Origin of the sequence: Kitasatospora sp. NPDC087314 (assembly GCF_044744365.1) — a bacterium.
Lineage (GTDB): Bacteria > Actinomycetota > Actinomycetes > Streptomycetales > Streptomycetaceae > Kitasatospora.
The window spans coordinates 169359-186064 of sequence record NZ_JBIUYE010000006.1 but is presented as its reverse complement, the minus strand read 5'-3'; the positions used below and the strand labels follow the sequence as shown (position 1 = coordinate 186064).

Sequence of the window (16706 nt, the reverse complement as noted above, 5' to 3'; positions counted from 1 at the left end):
GACGATGACGGGGTGACCGAGACCATCGCGGGGCTTTCCATGTCCCCTCCTGAGTTCCTTGCCGTACTGGGTGCCGTGGCGCTGGTGGTGGCGCGCTGGCTGCCCCCCGCCGCCCGCCCGCGCGTCACGATCGCGGCGGGGGTGGTTCTCGCGCTGTCCGCGACCGTGCTGGGTGCGGTGGGGATCCGCTGGCAGCTGCTACCGGTGCTGGCGGGCGCCGCCGTCGCACTGCCGTTCGCCCTCTCCCCTCTGCTCCGACCGCTTCGGCGCCGTCCCGGCCGGCCCGCGTGGCGGGCCCGGTGGTGGCTGGCGTTGCCGGGGTCGGCGGCCTGCGTCGGCCTGATCGCCACGGGGCCGGTGGCCGCCTGGGCCTTTCCGGTGCCCGTGTTCCCCGAGCCGTCGGGTTCCTTCGCGGTCGGCACCCGGGTGGTGCAGTGGACCGACCCGCACCGCCCCGAGACCTTCACCGCCGATCCGGACGACCGGCGCACGGTCGTGGTCCAGCTCTGGTACCCCGCGCAGAAGGGCCCCGCGGGCGCGCGGCGGGCCCAGTACCTCGGACGCACGGAGCAGGAGGCGCGCACCGTCTCCGACGCCCTCGCCCGCGGAGTCGGCCTGCCCGGCTTCCTGGTCGACGGCGTCCCGCGGGCCCGCACCCACGCGGTCTTCAACGCCCCGGTGTCCGGTGGGGACGAACGGTTCCCGGTCGTGCTGTTCTCTCCCGGGGCGGGCGGGGTGCGCACCCAGAACACCGCCTGGGCGGAGGAACTGGCCAGCCACGGCTACCTGGTGGCCGCCCTCGACCACCCGTACGACTCCGCCGTCGTCGTCCTCGACGACGGCCGGACGATCCGCGCCGCGACCACCTCCACCGGCGACCGGGACGCGGACGAGGAGCTCGCGGCCGGCTGGACGGCCATCCGGGCCGCCGACCTCGGCTTCGTCCTCACCCAGCTGGAGGGCCTGGACCGGGGCGGGAACACCGACCCACTGGCCGGACGACTGGACACCGGCCGGGTCGCGGTGACCGGCCACTCCATGGGTGGTGCCGCCGCCCTGCAGGCAGCGCGGCAGGACCCCCGGTTCGACGCCGTCATCGACCTGGACGGCTACCCCCACGGCCCCGCCACTCCCGCCCTCCACCAGCCGGTGCTCGCGCTCACCCAGGCGATCACCCCGAGCACCGACCCGCGCTACCTGCCCCGTCTCACCGAGGCCCTCGCACTCGACACCGCGACGAGCTACCGGCTCACCGTCCCCGGCGCCGCCCACCTCACCTTCATGGACGGCCCCCTGTACCTTCCGCCGGTGCCCCCGATCGTCGGCTCCCTGGGCCGCACCGGAAGCCCGCACGTCGTCGCCGCGACCACTCTCGCCTTCCTGGACGCCACCCTGCGGCACGCCCCCGGCGACCTGCCCGGCGCCCTGTCGGCCTACGGCAACCTCAGCGTCCACCACCCGGACGACCGCCCCTGACCGGCCGAGGTCACCACCAGGCGGCCGGCGGCGCCTTGCGTTGTGCCCGCTGACGGAGCAAGAGCGCGGGTTCAGGGCCTCGGTGTCCGGCCGGGCGGGGTGAGGGCGGTGTCGGCGAGGATCCGTCCGACCGTGTCGTCGAGGGTGCTGCGCTGGTCGATGACGCGTTCGAGTCCGCCCGGCAAGTAGTCGCGGGCCCGGTACCAGCCGGCCATTTGCTCGGGGGAGACCTCGGCGGCCAGCGGGCGGGTGGCGTGTCGCCGGACGGTCTCGTCGAAGTCGACGTCCAGGTAGTAGAGGAAGCTGCGACCGCGGTGTTCCGCCGCGAGCCGGGCCAGCATCCGGCCGTAGCGGTCAGCGGCGAGGATGTCCTCGACCACGACGTGGAAGCCGTGGTCGAGGGCGTGCCGCGCTACCAGGTCGATCAGGCCGATGTTCTCCCCGCCGGCGACGTCCCGCTCGCGCAGCACGGTGCGCCGCAGCACGTCCTGGCCGACGACGGCGATGCCCCGGCCGTAGGCGGCGCGCAGCCGCGCGGCGGTGCTCGACTTCCCGGCGCCGCTCGGACCACGCACCACCACCAGCACGGTGTCCGCGCCGCCCGTCATGCCGGCACCGCATCCGGGCCGGGCCCGTACCGGAGCATCCGGAAGTTCCGTCACCGGAGGGATCATGACGAAACGTCGGTCCGTCCCCCAACGGCCCCCCGCCGTGCCTGCGCGCAGGCACGGTCTGGGAGGCGGATCCGGCCAACTCCCCGCGGGGGTTAGCCTGTTCCGCATGCCGACCACCCGCCCCGCAAGCCCGGGCCCCACCACCCGCGACCGCCTGCTCGCGCTCGGCTCACTGCCCGCGGCGGCAGCCGTGCTCACCGGCACGAACGCGCTCTACCTGCTGCTCGTGGTCTTCGGGAACGTCACCGACTTCGCCACCAACCAGCAGTTCGTCCAGCACGTGCTGGCGATGGACACCACTTTCCAGGACCGGAACCTGATGTGGCGCTCCGTCACGTCCCCGGGCCTGCAGAACGCGGCCTACGTCGCGATCATCGCCTGGGAGGCGCTGAGTGCCCTGGTGCTGACGGCGGGAACGAGCGCCTGGTGGCTGCGGCCGGAACTGGCGCGTCGGCTCAGCAGCCTCGGCCTGCTGCTGATGCTGCTGCTCTTCGGGGCCGGGTTCATCGGCATCGGCGGCGAGTGGTTCGCCATGTGGCAGTCGAAGACGTGGAACGGCCTGGACGCGGCGATTCGCAACGTCATCCTGTCGGGACTGGCCCTGGTGGTGGTGAACCTGCCGCACCGCACACACACCCCGTCGGAGTGAGAGACCCCGCACCGGGCGGCCTTCCCGGTCCCTCACCATGGAGGGGTGGACAGACACCCGATCGACGTTCCGGGCGTCCTGGACGTCGGACCGACGCCCCGGACGGCGGTTGCCTGGCTGCCGCCGGCGGAACTGTGGCAGGCCGTCCAGCGGATCCGGGAGGAGCACGATCCGCAGATCCGCCGCTGGCCGCCGCACGTCAACGTGCTGTTCGGCTTCGTCTCGGAGTCAGACTTCGGGCCCGCGCTCCCGCTGCTGGGCGCCGCCGCGGCCGAGCACGCCCCGTTCACCACGCGTCTGCACGGGGTGCGCCACTTCCCCCACCGCCACGACGCCACGGTCTGGCTCGACCCGGCGGGCGGCGGCCCCGGCCCGTGGCAGGCACTCCACGGCTCGCTGGTGGAGCGCTTCCCCCGCTGCCGGGGTCGGGCGGACGACTTCACACCCCACCTGTCGTTGGGGCGGACCCGGGACCCGCGCCAGCTCGCGCCCGAACTGGCCGCCCGCCTGGGCACCACCTCGGCACGGGTCACCGAACTCACCCTCCTCTCCCGCCGGGGCGACGGCCCGATGCGGGCCCGGTTCACGGTCGAGCTGGGCACGGGCGAGGTCCGGCAGCTGCCGGACCTCGGACCCGCGTGACCGCGGGTCTCAGCTCCCCACCGACGCGTTCGAGGTCATCGGCGGCAACTTGGCGCCCAGGATCCCGCCGTTCACCCTGCTGGACGGGCTGCCCCGCGGTTTCGGTCCAAGGAAGTCGCCAAGCCCCGACCTGCCCCATGGCCTCCGCGCTGTTTGGGTCCGCTGGTGCTGCCCGCTCCGACCAAGCGGGAGCTGGTGGCCGCGCTGGTGTCTGCCCCGGCGGGGGCCGGAAACGGTGCATCAGCCACCGCGCCAGTTCCCGGCCCTACTGGGCCGCGCGATGGTAAGCCGGTCAGTCCTGGACCTCGACCTCGACGGCCGTGCGGATCTCCAGGGTGCGCTTGGCGAGGTCCTCCGGGCGGGTCTCGCCCTTCCCGTCGATGACGCCGCCGACCGTTGTTCCGTCCGCCCAGATGCAGATGGTCCGGGACGCGGTCGGACCGGCCAGGACCGCACAGTCGAGCGCGCCGCCGAGCGGGCCGGCCGGGTAGTCCTGGCGGTCTTTCAGGGTCTCACTGGTCTCGCTGGACACGTCGGACCCCCAGACCGCACCGAACTGCCGGTCCAACTCCCCGCGGGCGTCCGGGAAGCTCCCGGTCATCCCGGCCACCAGCAGTGTGCTCCGGCCCGACCCGGCGGGGCCGTAGCCGGCCACCGACACGTCCCGGTAGCGGCTCAACGCGGTCAGGTTCTTCTGCAGGCGGCCGCGTTCGGCCGCGACCACCCCGTCGTCCGGCATCCGCTCCTGGTCGCCGATCCGGTCCGCCAGGACGATCCGGTGCGCGGGCGGGGCCCCTGCGCCGGTCACGGCGGCCACGGTCAGGGCGGTGAACAGGGCGACGACCGTCGCACCCGCGATCCAGGCCTTGCGGGGCACCGTGCGGTACCAGGGCAGTGGGGCTGCCGGCTCCAAAGTGTTGGCCCAGATCGCTTGGAGGCCGCTGGGCTTCTCGGACGGCTGCTCGGTTTCCATACCCGCCATGTCTTCTCATTCATACAAACAAACGTTCAACAGATTGCCGGATGGTACGTCAGCGCTCGAATGCTCTGCAGCGGCTTTCCGGATCCGACGAAAGGTCGGGTCGGGGTTCGCGCCGGTGGCGGGCTGGTGGTTCTTCTGCGCGTTCGGCGAAGCCGCTCGCGCCGACCGGGGCCGGCCGACCGCAGTCCCTCCCGGCTGCCTCGCCGAAGCCTGTGCGTGCCGAAAACCTTGTCGCCCTATGCGACCTGCGCGTATTCGTGGATGAGACCGCCGAGGCGGTCGCGCCGGATGACACGCGATTGGTCATCGGCGGCGGGCGGTTCAGGCGCGCCGACACCGTCGGGGCAGCGTTGTCCGAGTGATCGGTGCGGCCGATGTTCGTTGTGGTGGGCCGCGTACTCGTCGACGACGAGGCGCAGGTGCCGTTCGCCGGTGATCAGGACGCGGTCGGTGGCCTCGCGCCTGCAGGATCCGACCCAGCGCTCGGCGATCGCGTTCATCCGGGGTACGCCGGGCAGGATGGGCGCCACGCGGGCGCCGATGGAGGTGAAGACCGCGTCGAAGGCCTCGGTGAAGTAGCCGGCGTTGTCGCGGATCACGTACCGGATTCCGGTGGTGCGCACATCGGCCAGGGTCATCAGGAGATTGCGGGCCTGCCGGGAGGCCCACTCGGCGGTGACGTTGCGGGTGGCGCCGGCGATGTGCACCCGCCGGGTGCTTTCCGGTTGGCGCTGTGGGGGCGGGCGCCGGCCTCTGTCGTACGGCGTGGGGCTCGCCGATGACCGCTGCTCCGCGATCGTCGAGGCCCACATCGCTCGCCTCGCCGGGTCACTCCTCTTCCCTGGCCAACGCACACCATGAGCAGCCGCCTGCGCGGGACGAGTCGTCGCGTTCCGTACAGGGCGCGGAGACGGTGGCAAGGGCGTGCGGCGAACAGTTCGCAACCGCAGTGATTCTGTCGGACTACCGGCTTGTGTACATGCTTCCGAGCGCTCTTACCCCGTCGGGCGCTCCGCACTGATTCTGGTTGCCGGCCAGGTCGCCGGTGAACGGTGGCCCTCGGCCTCCCATGCGAGCGTGTTCCTACGAGAGGAAACCTGTGGCCATCGGAATCCGGCTGCCCCGCGGCTTCGCCGTCCTGGGCGCAGCCCTGCTCGCCGCCGCCGCCGTTCCGCTGACGGCGTCCAGCGCCGCGGCGGTGTCCCCCATCTGCCTGAGCGGCAAGCTCCAGTACGACTACCAGTCGGCCGAAGCCGGCACGGGCAAGCCCACGCTGACCAAGCCGGTCCGCAACGCGAACGTCCAGCTGTGGGGCATGGAGAAGTCCACCGACACCCCGCGCCAGCTCACCGCCGACTACCAGTACACCGGCGTCGACGACGGCGGCTTCAACCTCTGCTACACGCCCACCTCCACCACCTCGATGAGCAGCATGTGGGTGCGGTTCAGCACCGAGAGCACCAGGCTGTGGAAGGTCAGCGACGGCAACGGCACCCTGTACACCGTGGACTCGCCGACCTTGACCAACGTCGCCGCCAGTACCTCCCTCGGCACGCTCAAGCCGTCCGCCGGCACCGCCCGGGCCTGGCACGCCTTCGACACCGTCAACCTCCTGTGGTGGAACCGCAACAACCTCACCAGCGACTGCTGGTCCTCCCACGAGGCGAACAGCAACGCCTGCACCGAACTCAACATCCAGTGGACCGCCAACTCGGTCGACGGCCCGTACTACGACCTGGCCAACACCGTGCACCTGTCCGCCGCCGACCCCGACTCCGAGCACACCGTGCTCCACGAGGCCGGCCACTTCCTCATGCAGCGTCTGTACAACGGATGGTGGCCGAACGTCGCCAACTGCAACCCGCACTACATCGACAAGGCCAGCTCCGGCAGCTGCGCCTGGGTGGAAGGCTTCGCCGACTCCACCGCCGCCTACCTCCTCGGCGACTACCGCTACGTCTGGCCCGACGGCGGCAGCTACGCCTTCACCTACACCACCGGCTGGCACACCGGGGACCAGGTCCAGGGCAACGTGGACGGTTCGCTGCTCGACCTGTGGAAGAACGTCGACGGCGGCTGGAACGGCACCATCGCGCTGATGACCGCGCACACCCAGTCCACCTTCGCGGACTACTTCAAGGCCGGTCGGCCCGCTGCCAACCCCCCGCTCTCCACCACCGGAAGCGCGCTCACCTACCTGGCCACCCACGCCATCAACTACGGCCCCACGATCGTGAGTGACGGCCGAACCCACGTCCTCACCAACGGCGGCGGCCTGGCCCTGGAACGTGCCGACCAGTGCGGCGCCTCCGGCAGCTCCCCCGCCATCCTCACCACCTACGACTCCACGCGCGCCAAGCAGCGGTGGACGCTGAGGGCATACCCGAACGGCACCGTGAAGCTCATCGACGGCTGCCCGGACGCCCTCGTGCTGACCGCGCCCACCACCGCCGGCGCCCAGGCGACCCTGCGGGCCGTCAACTCCTCCAACCCGTGGCAGGACTGGCAGGTCACCCAGAACGGCAGCGGCACCTACACGATCACCAACCCGGCGACCGGATACTCCCTCGACAGCGCCTCCGTCACCATCGGCGCCGCCGTCACCGCCAACCCGGCCGGTAACGCCAACACCCAGAACTGGGCCGCCCTCACCTGACACCCGGCAGCGCGTCGGCGCTCCCGCAGCCCCCGGCCGCGGGAGCGCCCCTCACCCGCCAGCACACGAACCCGCCGTGGCAACGAACCTCCACCATGATGACCCCCAGCGCCCTGACCATGACCTCAGCACGGATGCGGACAGACTCCTTCCCAGGCCCTCAACGGCCAGGTCCTCGTCGACCCAAGGTGCGCCCACCGGCCGGACCCGCGCCCAGTCGAGGCCGGCCTCGAACCACACGTCCGAGACGGACCAGATCATGCCGAGCTGCTCCAGCATGTCGATCCGGTGTCGCGCCGGTTCGCTGCTCAACTCGCCAAACGAAGTGCTACTGAACCTGAGAGCGTGATGTCGGAGCCGTTTGCCTGACAGCTGCTGGGCGGGTCCGGTAGCCCCGAGCCTGTGAGATACGCGCAGGGCGGCGGGTTGACCGACGCTGAGAGGGCCGCGCGGGAGCGGATCCGGCTGCAGGCCGTGGAACGCTTCGCCCTGGGTTGGGCGGCCAGTGGCTATGGCGGGCAGACAGCGGCCCTGGTGCTGACCGCGATCACCTTGCCCCGAACCGTGTTCCTGCTGCTGGGTGGGGCGGTCGGGGATCGCTCCGCAAGGACACCTCGGTCGCGAGGGCCGACAGCTTGCTGGCCATCGCCATCAGCAGGCTTGGCCGCAGCGAGTCGGAGGTAGGACTTCCCCAGCTCGGCACCGAACTTCTCTTCGAGGGCCTCGCCCTCGTCCTCCGGAGACCTCGTCGGAGGAAGCGTGAGCCGGTCCATGCCACGGTTGGCCAGCAGGCAGGCCAGGCGGACACACTCCTGATCAAGGACGGTCACGTCGACGTACACGTGGGACTCCTTGAAGCTCGCGCGGATAGGTGCGGTTGGGGACGTCGGCAACAGTACGGGCACAGATCCCGGTGATCATGGAGTTGCGACGCTCTGTGATCACTGGGGAGAGCTGTGCCCGCGCTTCGAGGATGCGTCCGGACGGCGGGACCGCCTGTCGACCGTGGCGGGGTCGCCCGTGCCGACCGCGGCGATCTGTCGGCCGCGCTCATCCGCCCCGACGGCATCGTCGCCTGGGTCGCCGCCCCGGGCCTGCCCCCTGCGGACACCGCGGCTCTGGCGACCGCGCCGCGCACCTGGCTCGGCAAACCGCACACACGGATGACGAACGGCCAACGAGGTGAACCTGGTCAACCTGAAGGCAGGAAAGGCACCGGACAAACCAGAGGGGAGGTCTGATTGTGTGCGATCCACTCTGACGGTCGGTTCGGCACAGATCTGCCCTGATGCTGCCGAAAGGCCGTCCCGCCTCCGCACCGGCAAAACATCCGAGGAGCAGGAACGACGATGGCGCCCGATCCGACAATCGCCCAGGTGACCATGACCCTGGCTGCCCTTGCAGCCACCGGGGCCACCCCGCGTCCGTCCGGGGAAACCCTGGAGCAGCAGACCGAACGAATCATCACCGGCATCAACGCGCAACTGCGCGATCCCAGCCTTGCGACGCAGAACGCGTGGAAGCTGGTGTGGCTCGCCCTGAGCGAGGGCAACGCCAATATGGCCTACGTCGCACAGAGCACCAACGGCTCGAACGAGTTCGCCGTGGTCGCTCGCGGAACGGACGCTGATCTGATCGACATCCTCCAGGACCTCGACGTCGGCACGGTCGTCCCGTTCCCCGAGAGCGGATCGCCGAAGCCCATCGCCGTTTCCAAGGGGGCGATGGATGCGTTCAAACGGGTTGTCAACGCCCGCTCGATCGCCTCACCCTCCCCGAACGTCACGCTCGCTCAGGCGCTCGCCGTCGCGCTCAAGGCGGCGCCCTCCTCGCCGCAGCCGACCGTCTATCTGACCGGTCACAGCCTGGGCGGTTGCATCGCCACCATGCTCGCGCCGTACCTGCAGGCACAGACCTGGCCGAAACAGCCGAAGTTAGCGGTGATCACCTATGCCGCTCCCACCGCCGGCGTGCAGAGCTTCGTCGACTACTTCAACTCCGTGCCGTGGGTCATCGACGAGCGCCAGAACAACGCCTACGACCTGGTACCGCACGCGTGGGCCGATCTCGACATCACCGCCGGCTGGTACCCGAGCCCGGGACCGCAGGCGACCGAAGAAGTGAAGCTGCTCATCGGGGCGATCTCCGAGCGCACCAAGGGCAACGTCTACGTCCAGCCCGGCACGCTCTGCCTGATGAACACCGGATACACGAGCCTTGACAAGAGCCTGGTCAACAAGACCACCCAGGACTTCCTCGGCCAGGTCGCGTTCCAGCACGCCAACTCCACCTACCTGGACCTGGTGGGGGCGCCTGACGTCCCTTCCCCGCCGGTGGTGACCGACGTGAGCCCCACCTTCGGCTCACCAGGCGACACGGTGACCATCAACGGCACCGGCTTCAGTCAGGACAGCATGGTCGACTTCGGCCACTTCGCCTGCACCAAACGCGACGTCGACCCCTCCGGCATCAGGATCACCGCTCAGGTCCCCAACGGAACCGGCGTCGTCCACGTCCGCGTCACCAACACCCTCGGCACCTCCCCGGCCGTCGCGATGGGGCAGTTCGCCTATGGCGGACCCGCGCCTGTGGTGGTCAGTGGGGTCAGCCCGAACAACGGAAAGGTCGGCACCCCGGTCACCATCAGCGGCTCGGGCTTCGCCGATGGCGCCACCGTGCACTTCAAGGACAAGGCATCCGATTCGGTCAGGTTCGTCTCCACCGGCCAGATCATCGCAACCGCGCCCGGTCTGCTCGACGACCACCAGACGGTGAACATCACCGTGACGGTCGGCAAGGCCACCTCTCCCACCAGCCCGGCCGACGAGTTCACCTACACCGGACGGTAGCGTCCGCACGCCCCGTTCCCGGGATCGCCCTTCGAGCAGCCCCTGGCCCCTGCCGGCGAGCAGGCCACGGAGCTGTGCGGCACGGCCGAGCAGCTGCCGGGCCACCAGGTGCCCGGAACCCCCGGAGAGACCGGGACCGGGATGAGTCGAGGCACCGATGTGCCAGAGTCCGGGTACTGCGGTGCGGCGCGGCTCGACGACAGCCCCGGCCGCCGGATCAGGCGCTGGTCGGTCGGCGCAGCCGCCGTAGGGGTCGCCGCGGACGGCGTTGCGGTCGGCCGCGGCGACCCCCGCCGGACCGACCGCACTCCACCGGGTCACCAGGGCGCGCAGACCCGGGGCATGCGCCTCGGTCCGGCCGGGCATCCGCTCCACACAGCCCGCGACCAGCCGTCGTTCCGCCCGGGTTGCTCGCCCGCGCGATCTGCGCGGCCGGAGACGGGACTTGCCCGCCGGAGCGGGGACGGAGCGACAACTGACACCTCGGCAACTACACGGTCTTCGATCAGCCCCGAGCATGCCCGCTGATCAGGCTGGCACACCGGCAAAGCTCCAAGATCCCCGACAGAGTCAAGCCGAACACGTTCCCGGCGTCGGTGCCGGTGACGTTGAACAGCGTGTTGACGCAGTCCGTCGTCGAGCCCTGCACGAAGGCGACAAGGTCCGCGCCGCTGCGCGAGCCGAAGTCGGCGGGGGTGCAGGCGGCGGCCTGCGCGCTCAGCGCGCGCCTGGCCGGCGCGGGCGTCGACGGTTCGGCCTCGGTGTGCGGCGCGCCCTGCACGGCCGTCCCGGCCGGCTGCAGCGCCTGTCCGAGCCACTCGGGGCGTCGGCGGGGCGGCCCGCGGCTCCGGTCGCTGCGGCTGGGTGCCGCCGTGTCCAGCCCTCGCCGCAGGCCAGACCCTGGCGCCCTGTGGCCACGCTGACGGGGACCAGCATGTCCTCCCACAGATGGGACTACAGCGGCCCCTGGTGAGTCGGGCCGCAAGCCGTCGGCGGTGACGGCAATACCCTGCGTGACCTGTCCACCCCATCAGCGAAACGGCTGGCTCGCGCCGGCGGTGGACTTCTTCGGAGTTGGCGACAACTTGCTTGCCGAACGATCGCCGGCCGTCAGATACCTCGCCGATTTAGCGACAGTTGTCGTGCCGACCCGCCCGGAGAGCCGCACGTCGAGTAGCGCTGTTAGCGACAAGTAGCGTGCTGAGTCACAGGCGGCGTATGAAGACGCTCGTGGAAGAGACCGTCGTGGAGGAACTTCTGACCGGGGGAGACGAGGCGATTCGCCTGTACGTTGCAGCCTGCGCGGAGCGGATGGCTCCGCTGTTCATCGGCCTGCGGGCGGGCGAGAGGGGTCGGGAAGCCGACGTGGACTTCCACGTGACGTCCGTAGGCGACCTCTGGAGGATCGACTGTCCGCTCTCTGACGCCGACGACCGTGCACATCTGCTGGAGCGGTTCCCCGAGTTGCAGCCGCCCGTATCGGACGGCGCGCTGTGCCATGGGCGAGGCCCTCGTCACGGGCGGACCCCCGCACCGGACCGTGCTGTTCGACCTATCCCCGGCTACCACGACGGAGTACGGCGAGTTTGCCCGGAGACTCCTGTACAACCCGTTCGACCAACAGACCGACGTTAGGACCGAAGCAGGCAGCTATGGGTGGTAGAGGGCGTGGGCGCGTGTCACGTCGATAGGCCCGTCCTTGCCGATGTGGAAGAAGTAGTTCATCTGCCATGCCTGCGTGCTGCGGGCTTGCCGGTTGGTCGTGGTCACCCACGGCGGGTAGACGCGGAACCCTCGTTTCCCGCCGGAGCCGCTGCGGGAGACGATGTCGCGCTCGCACAGCACCTCTCGCGGGAAAACGAACTGCCCGAAGCCGTTGTCGTCGCGGCTGCTGATGACGAAGAGATCCACCTCGTCGGCGGCGTTGAAGGGCCGGATCGGTCCCTCCTTGGACCGCTGCCACACGGTCACGAACTGGCCCACCTTCGTCGGGGTGGTTTTGGCCACGCGGAACCGGACCGAGTTGCCATCGATCGTGAATCCGCAAGCCGCGTATTCGGCGCTCTCCGGTTCGGCCACCGGCAGCGAACAGACGAAACCGCTCGGGTCGTACACCAATGCCTTCGCCGCCAGCAAGTCGCCGTGAAGCCCCGCCCACGGCTGATTCGTCACCATCCCGTCATCCTGCCATCGCCACCGCCGATCAGCTCCAGCGGCTGCTGCGCCCCGGGGCGGCGTCGAACAAGGCGATCCGGCAGGCGCTGGGTGACCTCGACCTGTCCCGCCAGCCCGCCGGCCCGGTCCGCGCCACCATCGACATCCGCGACCCGGCCGGGAGGAAGGCGACGTACGACCTGTACGACGTGCGCGAGTCGATCCCCAGCCCGGCCACCGCCGCACAGCTCGACGCGGCCGCCGCCCGCCGCACCATCAGCCGTACCTGCGAGGACTGCGGCGCCCACCCGGACGCCCCCTGCACCCCGGCCGCCGAGGAGAAGCGGCGCGGCTCCTGGTGGCGCCGCTCCTGACCCCGCCTCACCCCGCCGCAGGCCGCTGACCTGCGCCGGGGAGTTTGGGCACCCCTGCTGACCTGCGGGCTGGTGAGTTTCGCCCCCGGGGCGGTGGTGGGTTTGCCCGCCCCAGGTCGGCCGCCGCCGGTGAGTTTCGGGTGTCCGTGCAGGTCAGTGGCCGCCGCCGTTCTGCCCGGGTGGCGGCCAGGTTCGGTGGGACGGCGGGGCGGGCAGAGCCTCCGGCATGACGACACCCTCCACCAGGCGTCCCCGTCGGCGGCGCCGTCCGGCGGCGCCCGCCGTTCCCGCACCCGCTGCTCCGGTCCGCGCCGCCAGGACGTCGGTCCTGGTCCGGTCCGGCGGCGGGTGCTGCCGGACCTGGTCCAGCGAGCACCTGACTCCGGGCGGGTCGCGGAGGTCGTGCGGCGTACGCACTCGGTCTTCAGCACGCTCCAGAAGTTCTCCGCCAGGGCGTTGTCGAACGAGTCGCCGACCGTGCCCATGCTTGCCTCAATTCCGGCCTTGAGCAGGCGGGTTGTGAGCTTGATGGATGCGTATTTCGTCTGGGCCCGGGCGCCGCTGTACGGCGCGCACGTGGATGACGTCGGGCGGCTAGCCGGCCGGCTCGCCGCCCGGCAGGGGTTCAGCGGGCGAGTTCGATGGTGAGGTCCTCGTCCACGCAGTCGGCGGAGATCCGGTGCATCGCGGTCTGCTCGGTGGTGTCGATGGAGAGGCCCCAGCGGGTCTTCGCGACGGTCCAGCGCGTGAGGTAGTCGCAGACCTCACCGTCCATCGGCAGCCATTCCGCGATGTCCTTGTCCGATCCTTCGCCGTGTTGGCAGGCGTCGGTCGCGAAGGCCACGTGGATCCGGCCGACGTCGAGCAGGTACTCGCGCCCGTGCCGGACGGCCGGCTTCTCCGCGCCCGGCACCGGGACGCCCGGGCGCAGGGCCTCGGGGAAAGCGGCCGTCACGGCGGAGCCGGCCGCGGTGCGGTAGGCGCGCCATCCTCCTGTCACCGTGATCAACCAGCAGAGGACCCCTCAATCAGCGACAGAGCCGGAAGTTGAGCCGGAGCCCGTTCTCGCGGACAGAGCCATGCAACCCTTGCGGCGGCGCGGCGGTGAGTAGGGCAGAGCGATGGTCCGATCGGGTTGTCGCGCGGACGCGAAGAGGAATTGGATGACCGCGAGCGTATTGCACATCCCGGTGGAGGACCCGCCCCCGTCCATCACAGCACCGGCTTCCGCAGGCGGCCCCGGCCTGCGGGAGCTGGACTTCGAGGGGTTCGCCGCCACGCGCTGGCGGCGGCTGGTGCGCACCGCCTACCTGCTCACAGGCGACTACCACGAGGCCGAGGACGTGGTGCAGGCGACGTTCGCGAAGGTCTTCAGGAACTGGTCCCGGATCAGCCGTCTGGAGGAGCCGGACGCCTATATCCACCGGGCCCTGGTGAACAACAACCTGAGCCGTCACCGGCGGCGCCGGGTCAGGCAGCTGCTGATGCCGGTCCTTCCCGATCGGGCGTACACCGCGGGCGGTGGCCACCGCGGCGTCGAGGAACGCTCGGTGCTGCTCCAGGCGCTGGCGGAACTGCCGCAGCGCCAGCGGGCCGTGGTCGTCCTGCGCTACTGGGAGGACATGAGCGAGTGCCAGGTCGCCGAAGTGCTCGGCTGCTCGCTGGGCAATGTCAAGAGCCAGGCCAGCCGCGGCCTGGCGAAACTGCGCGGCCACCCGGCGCTGGCCTCGTACTCGGCGAACGCCGGTTCAACGATCGACGGCACGAACGGAGACAACAGGTGATGGACACCGAGGACATGGTGCGCGGCGCCCTGCGGGACGAGGCGGCCCGGGTCGCGGTGGCGGACTGGTCCGCCGCGCCCGTGCGGGTCCAGGTGCGTAGGCAGCGGCGGGGGCGCCGGGTGGCGATGGGCGCGTCGGCTGTGGTGGCCGCGCTCGCGGTGGTGGCCGGCACGGGTGCGGTACTGTCCGCGCAGCGCGCGGTCCAGGCCGTCGGACCGGGCTCGCAGGCTCCGCTCGTACCGGAGGGGCCGGCTCCCGAGGCCGTGGTGGTGGAACCCGGCCAGCAGCTGCCGTTGGGCCGCCAGGACTGGTGGATGCAGCTGAAGGACCAGGAGATCTGCATCCACGACGCCCCCGCCTACCGCAGCGGTCCGGGGTGCGGCGGGCACTCCTGGGCGGGCGGCACGACCGAGATCACCATGCAGTACTACGGGAGTCCCCCGCAGTACCAGGAGGGTCTGTACAACCTCATCTACCACGGGCCCGGGCAGGTGGCCCGGATGGCCATCGAGGTAGACGGGCACGCGTACTGGGCCACCGTCGCCTCGCTTCCCGGCAACCCGGGCTACGCCACCGGTTATGTTTGGGGGCCCAGCCGTAATACCCCCAATGATCCGAAGGCATACCCGCTCGAGGGCATCAAGCTCGCCGCGTACGACGCCCAGGGGAGGGTACTGGCGAGCAAAACGCTGTCGTCCTGAACCAGACCGGCATCGCAGTCCTGGTGCCTGTCGCTCGCTGGTCGGGGGGATCGGGGTGGTGAAAGCGGTGGAGCCCACACGACCCTGTCGGCCGGTCAACCCCCGCTGACCTGTGGGGTTGGCCGGGAACACGATGGTGGTCTCCATCCCTTGAGCAGGGGGCCTGGGCGATTCAGCCGACTACGCCGGGGACTTGTCCTCGGCCTTGAGCAGGGCGGTCCGCAGGCGCGGTCGGCACGCTCGATCACCGCTCTCTCCAACGAGCAGTGGGCCGAGGAGGTCCGCGCGGCCGCAGTGCGCACGAGCCTTTCCTCCGGCGAGAACATTGCGACCGTCGTCCTGCACAGCGTGAAGCACATCCAGGACAGGCTGGCCTACGCCTACCACGATGGCGAGTGGTGGCGGCTGAACCTCTGGAACCCTGCGTTGGACCGGAGAATCCCGCAGCGGGACCACGAGCCCAGCGGTCGGCACGTCGCCAACTTCGCGCACCTGAGCACGGACTGGCTCAGGGAGGCGGTGAAGTGGTGGTTGTCGGTGCAGCTCTTGACCGAGCAGTACGTATGGTCATCGGTGAAGAGCCGCCTGGACGGCCAGCTGAGAACCTGGATCCGCGGCTTCGTGGACCATCTCAACAACCACTCAACGCTCGCGGGCGTGAACAAGGGCGGGAAGCTCGCCAAGAACAGCCGTCGGTCCCCGTTCCCCGAACCACTCGAGTACCAGCCGCCTCGCGCGGGATCCTGCCAGGCCCGTGTCTTCACGCCGAAATGGTCGTATTCCCAGCCGTAGGCTGTCTCGTATCGCTCCCCGTCCAGGGTCCAGCTGTGCCGCACCTGGTAGCGCAGGCCGCCGAATCTCTGCTCGAAGCCCTCGCGTCGGATGATGAGTTCCATGGGGGCAGGGACGAGACAGCCTGCGCGGTCGCGCACTCGCCACATCTCGATCGGGACTTCGAACCTGGCCGGGCTCTCGCGTCGGCCTGTACAGCGGAGGAAATCCTGTGCCCGCTCCGATAGTTCGGAGGGATCATCCAGGATGTGCATCCTGTACTTCATTTCCAGAGGCGGCAAAAAAGCAGCAGGATCGGCACCTTATCGCGGAGCTCCCCACGTGGGCCAGGAGGCCGCTCCAATCAGCCTCGTCCACAACCGTCACCAGCATGCCGCCGACGCCATGAGCTGCTCAGATACCCATTCAGACTGTCGCAGGTACAGATACCATGTGGTCGACGTCAAGATCCTTTGCGTTGGTGAAGGTCTTGTCGTCGTACGGGCTCACCCAAGTGCCCGAAACGGCCTGGCACTTCTCGTTCTGGACGACGTCCTGGCCGTCCCGGGCAAGGGTGACCTCGCGGGTGTCGCACTCCCCGCGCGCCACGCCCACGGGCGAAGGTTCGGGCAGTGCGCGATGCGCGGCCGTTGCCGTAGCGGCGGTGTCGGCGAAGGCGGGGCTCGCGGCCGGCAGTGCGGTCAGGGCGAGCGCGGCGAGGACGGTGGTGGCGCGGCGCCACGCGGTAGCGGTGATCATGGTCCAGCTGTACCGCGCACGGACGCCGGGTGACGGCTGTTCGGGAGGCTGTTCACCTGAACAGCCGCGCGCCAGCCGTACGTGGTTGAGGCCGGGGCTCAGGGGGGCCGGCTTGGCGCATAGCCGACGGGTTCTGGGAGCGGCAGCGGTCCCGTCGGCCCGGGTGCTGTCGTCGCGTCCGCCGGCAGTCGGCGCCGCCCGGGAGCGGCTGCGGTCGGCTCCTCTTTCGCGTCTC

The 16706-nt window shown here is 70.5% G+C and carries 18 protein-coding genes; 10 read left to right on the top strand and 8 right to left on the bottom strand.

Features of this window, described 5'->3' with window-relative positions; translation table 11 throughout:
* Positions 1–12 precede the first annotated feature (12 nt).
* On the top strand, positions 13–1476 hold the full coding sequence (locus ACIO5E_RS15005; protein ID WP_400667393.1) for an alpha/beta hydrolase family protein: 1464 nt from the start codon (positions 13–15) through the stop codon (positions 1474–1476).
* Positions 1477–1547: 71 nt separating this feature from the next.
* Here the strand turns inward: ACIO5E_RS15005 and ACIO5E_RS15000 are convergent, their stop codons facing one another.
* Complete coding sequence (locus ACIO5E_RS15000) at positions 1548–2084, bottom strand: AAA family ATPase (RefSeq protein ID WP_400667391.1); 537 nt, start codon at positions 2082–2084, stop codon at positions 1548–1550.
* Positions 2085–2256: 172 nt separating this feature from the next.
* Between ACIO5E_RS15000 and ACIO5E_RS14995 the strand changes: the two genes are divergently transcribed.
* Together ACIO5E_RS14995 and ACIO5E_RS14990 are read left to right on the top strand one after the other, a co-directional pair.
* Positions 2257–2799: a DUF2165 domain-containing protein gene (locus tag ACIO5E_RS14995; RefSeq protein WP_400667389.1), complete on the top strand. Its 543-nt coding sequence runs from the start codon at positions 2257–2259 to the stop codon at positions 2797–2799.
* Positions 2800–2844: 45 nt separating this feature from the next.
* Positions 2845–3441, top strand: a complete 597-nt coding sequence (locus ACIO5E_RS14990; RefSeq protein ID WP_400667387.1) for a 2'-5' RNA ligase family protein — start codon at positions 2845–2847, stop codon at positions 3439–3441.
* Between the two features lie 292 nt (positions 3442–3733).
* On the opposite strand, the gene ACIO5E_RS14985 is transcribed toward ACIO5E_RS14990, so the two are convergent.
* Positions 3734–4423 (bottom strand): hypothetical protein, encoded by a 690-nt coding sequence (locus ACIO5E_RS14985; RefSeq protein WP_400667385.1) that lies wholly within the window; start codon positions 4421–4423, stop codon positions 3734–3736.
* Between the two features lie 236 nt (positions 4424–4659).
* A complete protein-coding gene (locus ACIO5E_RS14980) occupies positions 4660–5061 on the bottom strand; it encodes an integrase core domain-containing protein (RefSeq protein WP_400667383.1) in 402 nt (133 codons plus the stop codon).
* A 461-nt stretch (positions 5062–5522) separates the two neighbouring features.
* Here ACIO5E_RS14980 and ACIO5E_RS14975 point away from each other — a divergent pair, with 461 nt between their 5' ends.
* On the top strand, positions 5523–7079 hold the full coding sequence (locus tag ACIO5E_RS14975; RefSeq protein WP_400667381.1) for an RICIN domain-containing protein: 1557 nt from the start codon (positions 5523–5525) through the stop codon (positions 7077–7079).
* A gap of 509 nt (positions 7080–7588) precedes the next feature.
* On the opposite strand, the gene ACIO5E_RS14970 is transcribed toward ACIO5E_RS14975, so the two are convergent.
* Positions 7589–7921: a hypothetical protein gene (locus ACIO5E_RS14970; RefSeq protein WP_400667380.1), complete on the bottom strand. Its 333-nt coding sequence runs from the start codon at positions 7919–7921 to the stop codon at positions 7589–7591.
* A gap of 114 nt (positions 7922–8035) precedes the next feature.
* On the opposite strand from ACIO5E_RS14970, the gene ACIO5E_RS14965 reads away from it, so the two are divergent.
* Positions 8036–8320: a hypothetical protein gene (locus ACIO5E_RS14965; protein WP_400667378.1), complete on the top strand. Its 285-nt coding sequence runs from the start codon at positions 8036–8038 to the stop codon at positions 8318–8320.
* Positions 8321–8461: 141 nt separating this feature from the next.
* Positions 8462–9928: an IPT/TIG domain-containing protein gene (locus tag ACIO5E_RS14960; protein WP_400667937.1), complete on the top strand. Its 1467-nt coding sequence runs from the start codon at positions 8462–8464 to the stop codon at positions 9926–9928.
* A 505-nt stretch (positions 9929–10433) separates the two neighbouring features.
* Here ACIO5E_RS14960 and ACIO5E_RS14955 read toward each other — a convergent pair.
* Entirely contained in the window at positions 10434–10709 is a 276-nt protein-coding gene (locus tag ACIO5E_RS14955; RefSeq protein WP_400667376.1) for a M9 family metallopeptidase N-terminal domain-containing protein, read from the bottom strand.
* Between the two features lie 869 nt (positions 10710–11578).
* Positions 11579–12103: a MepB family protein gene (locus ACIO5E_RS14950; RefSeq protein ID WP_400667374.1), complete on the bottom strand. Its 525-nt coding sequence runs from the start codon at positions 12101–12103 to the stop codon at positions 11579–11581.
* Here ACIO5E_RS14950 and ACIO5E_RS14945 point away from each other — a divergent pair.
* Entirely contained in the window at positions 12046–12456 is a 411-nt protein-coding gene (locus ACIO5E_RS14945; protein ID WP_400667372.1) for a hypothetical protein, read from the top strand. The two genes, ACIO5E_RS14950 and ACIO5E_RS14945, sit on opposite strands and share 58 nt — an antisense overlap.
* A gap of 625 nt (positions 12457–13081) precedes the next feature.
* On the opposite strand, the gene ACIO5E_RS14940 is transcribed toward ACIO5E_RS14945, so the two are convergent.
* A complete protein-coding gene (locus ACIO5E_RS14940) occupies positions 13082–13465 on the bottom strand; it encodes a hypothetical protein (RefSeq protein ID WP_400667370.1) in 384 nt (127 codons plus the stop codon).
* Positions 13466–13619: 154 nt separating this feature from the next.
* On the opposite strand from ACIO5E_RS14940, the gene ACIO5E_RS14935 reads away from it, so the two are divergent.
* The 3 genes from ACIO5E_RS14935 (at position 13620) to ACIO5E_RS14925 (ending at position 15733) form a co-directional block, all read left to right on the top strand.
* A complete protein-coding gene (locus ACIO5E_RS14935) occupies positions 13620–14240 on the top strand; it encodes a SigE family RNA polymerase sigma factor (RefSeq protein ID WP_400667368.1) in 621 nt (206 codons plus the stop codon).
* Entirely contained in the window at positions 14240–14941 is a 702-nt protein-coding gene (locus ACIO5E_RS14930; RefSeq protein ID WP_400667366.1) for a hypothetical protein, read from the top strand. Before ACIO5E_RS14935 ends, ACIO5E_RS14930 begins: the two co-directional genes overlap by 1 nt.
* Positions 14942–15235: 294 nt before the next feature.
* Positions 15236–15733 (top strand): hypothetical protein, encoded by a 498-nt coding sequence (locus ACIO5E_RS14925; RefSeq protein ID WP_400667364.1) that lies wholly within the window; start codon positions 15236–15238, stop codon positions 15731–15733.
* Between the two features lie 405 nt (positions 15734–16138).
* On the opposite strand, the gene ACIO5E_RS14920 is transcribed toward ACIO5E_RS14925, so the two are convergent.
* Positions 16139–16471 (bottom strand): hypothetical protein, encoded by a 333-nt coding sequence (locus ACIO5E_RS14920; RefSeq protein ID WP_400667362.1) that lies wholly within the window; start codon positions 16469–16471, stop codon positions 16139–16141.
* Positions 16472–16706: the final 235 nt, after the last annotated feature.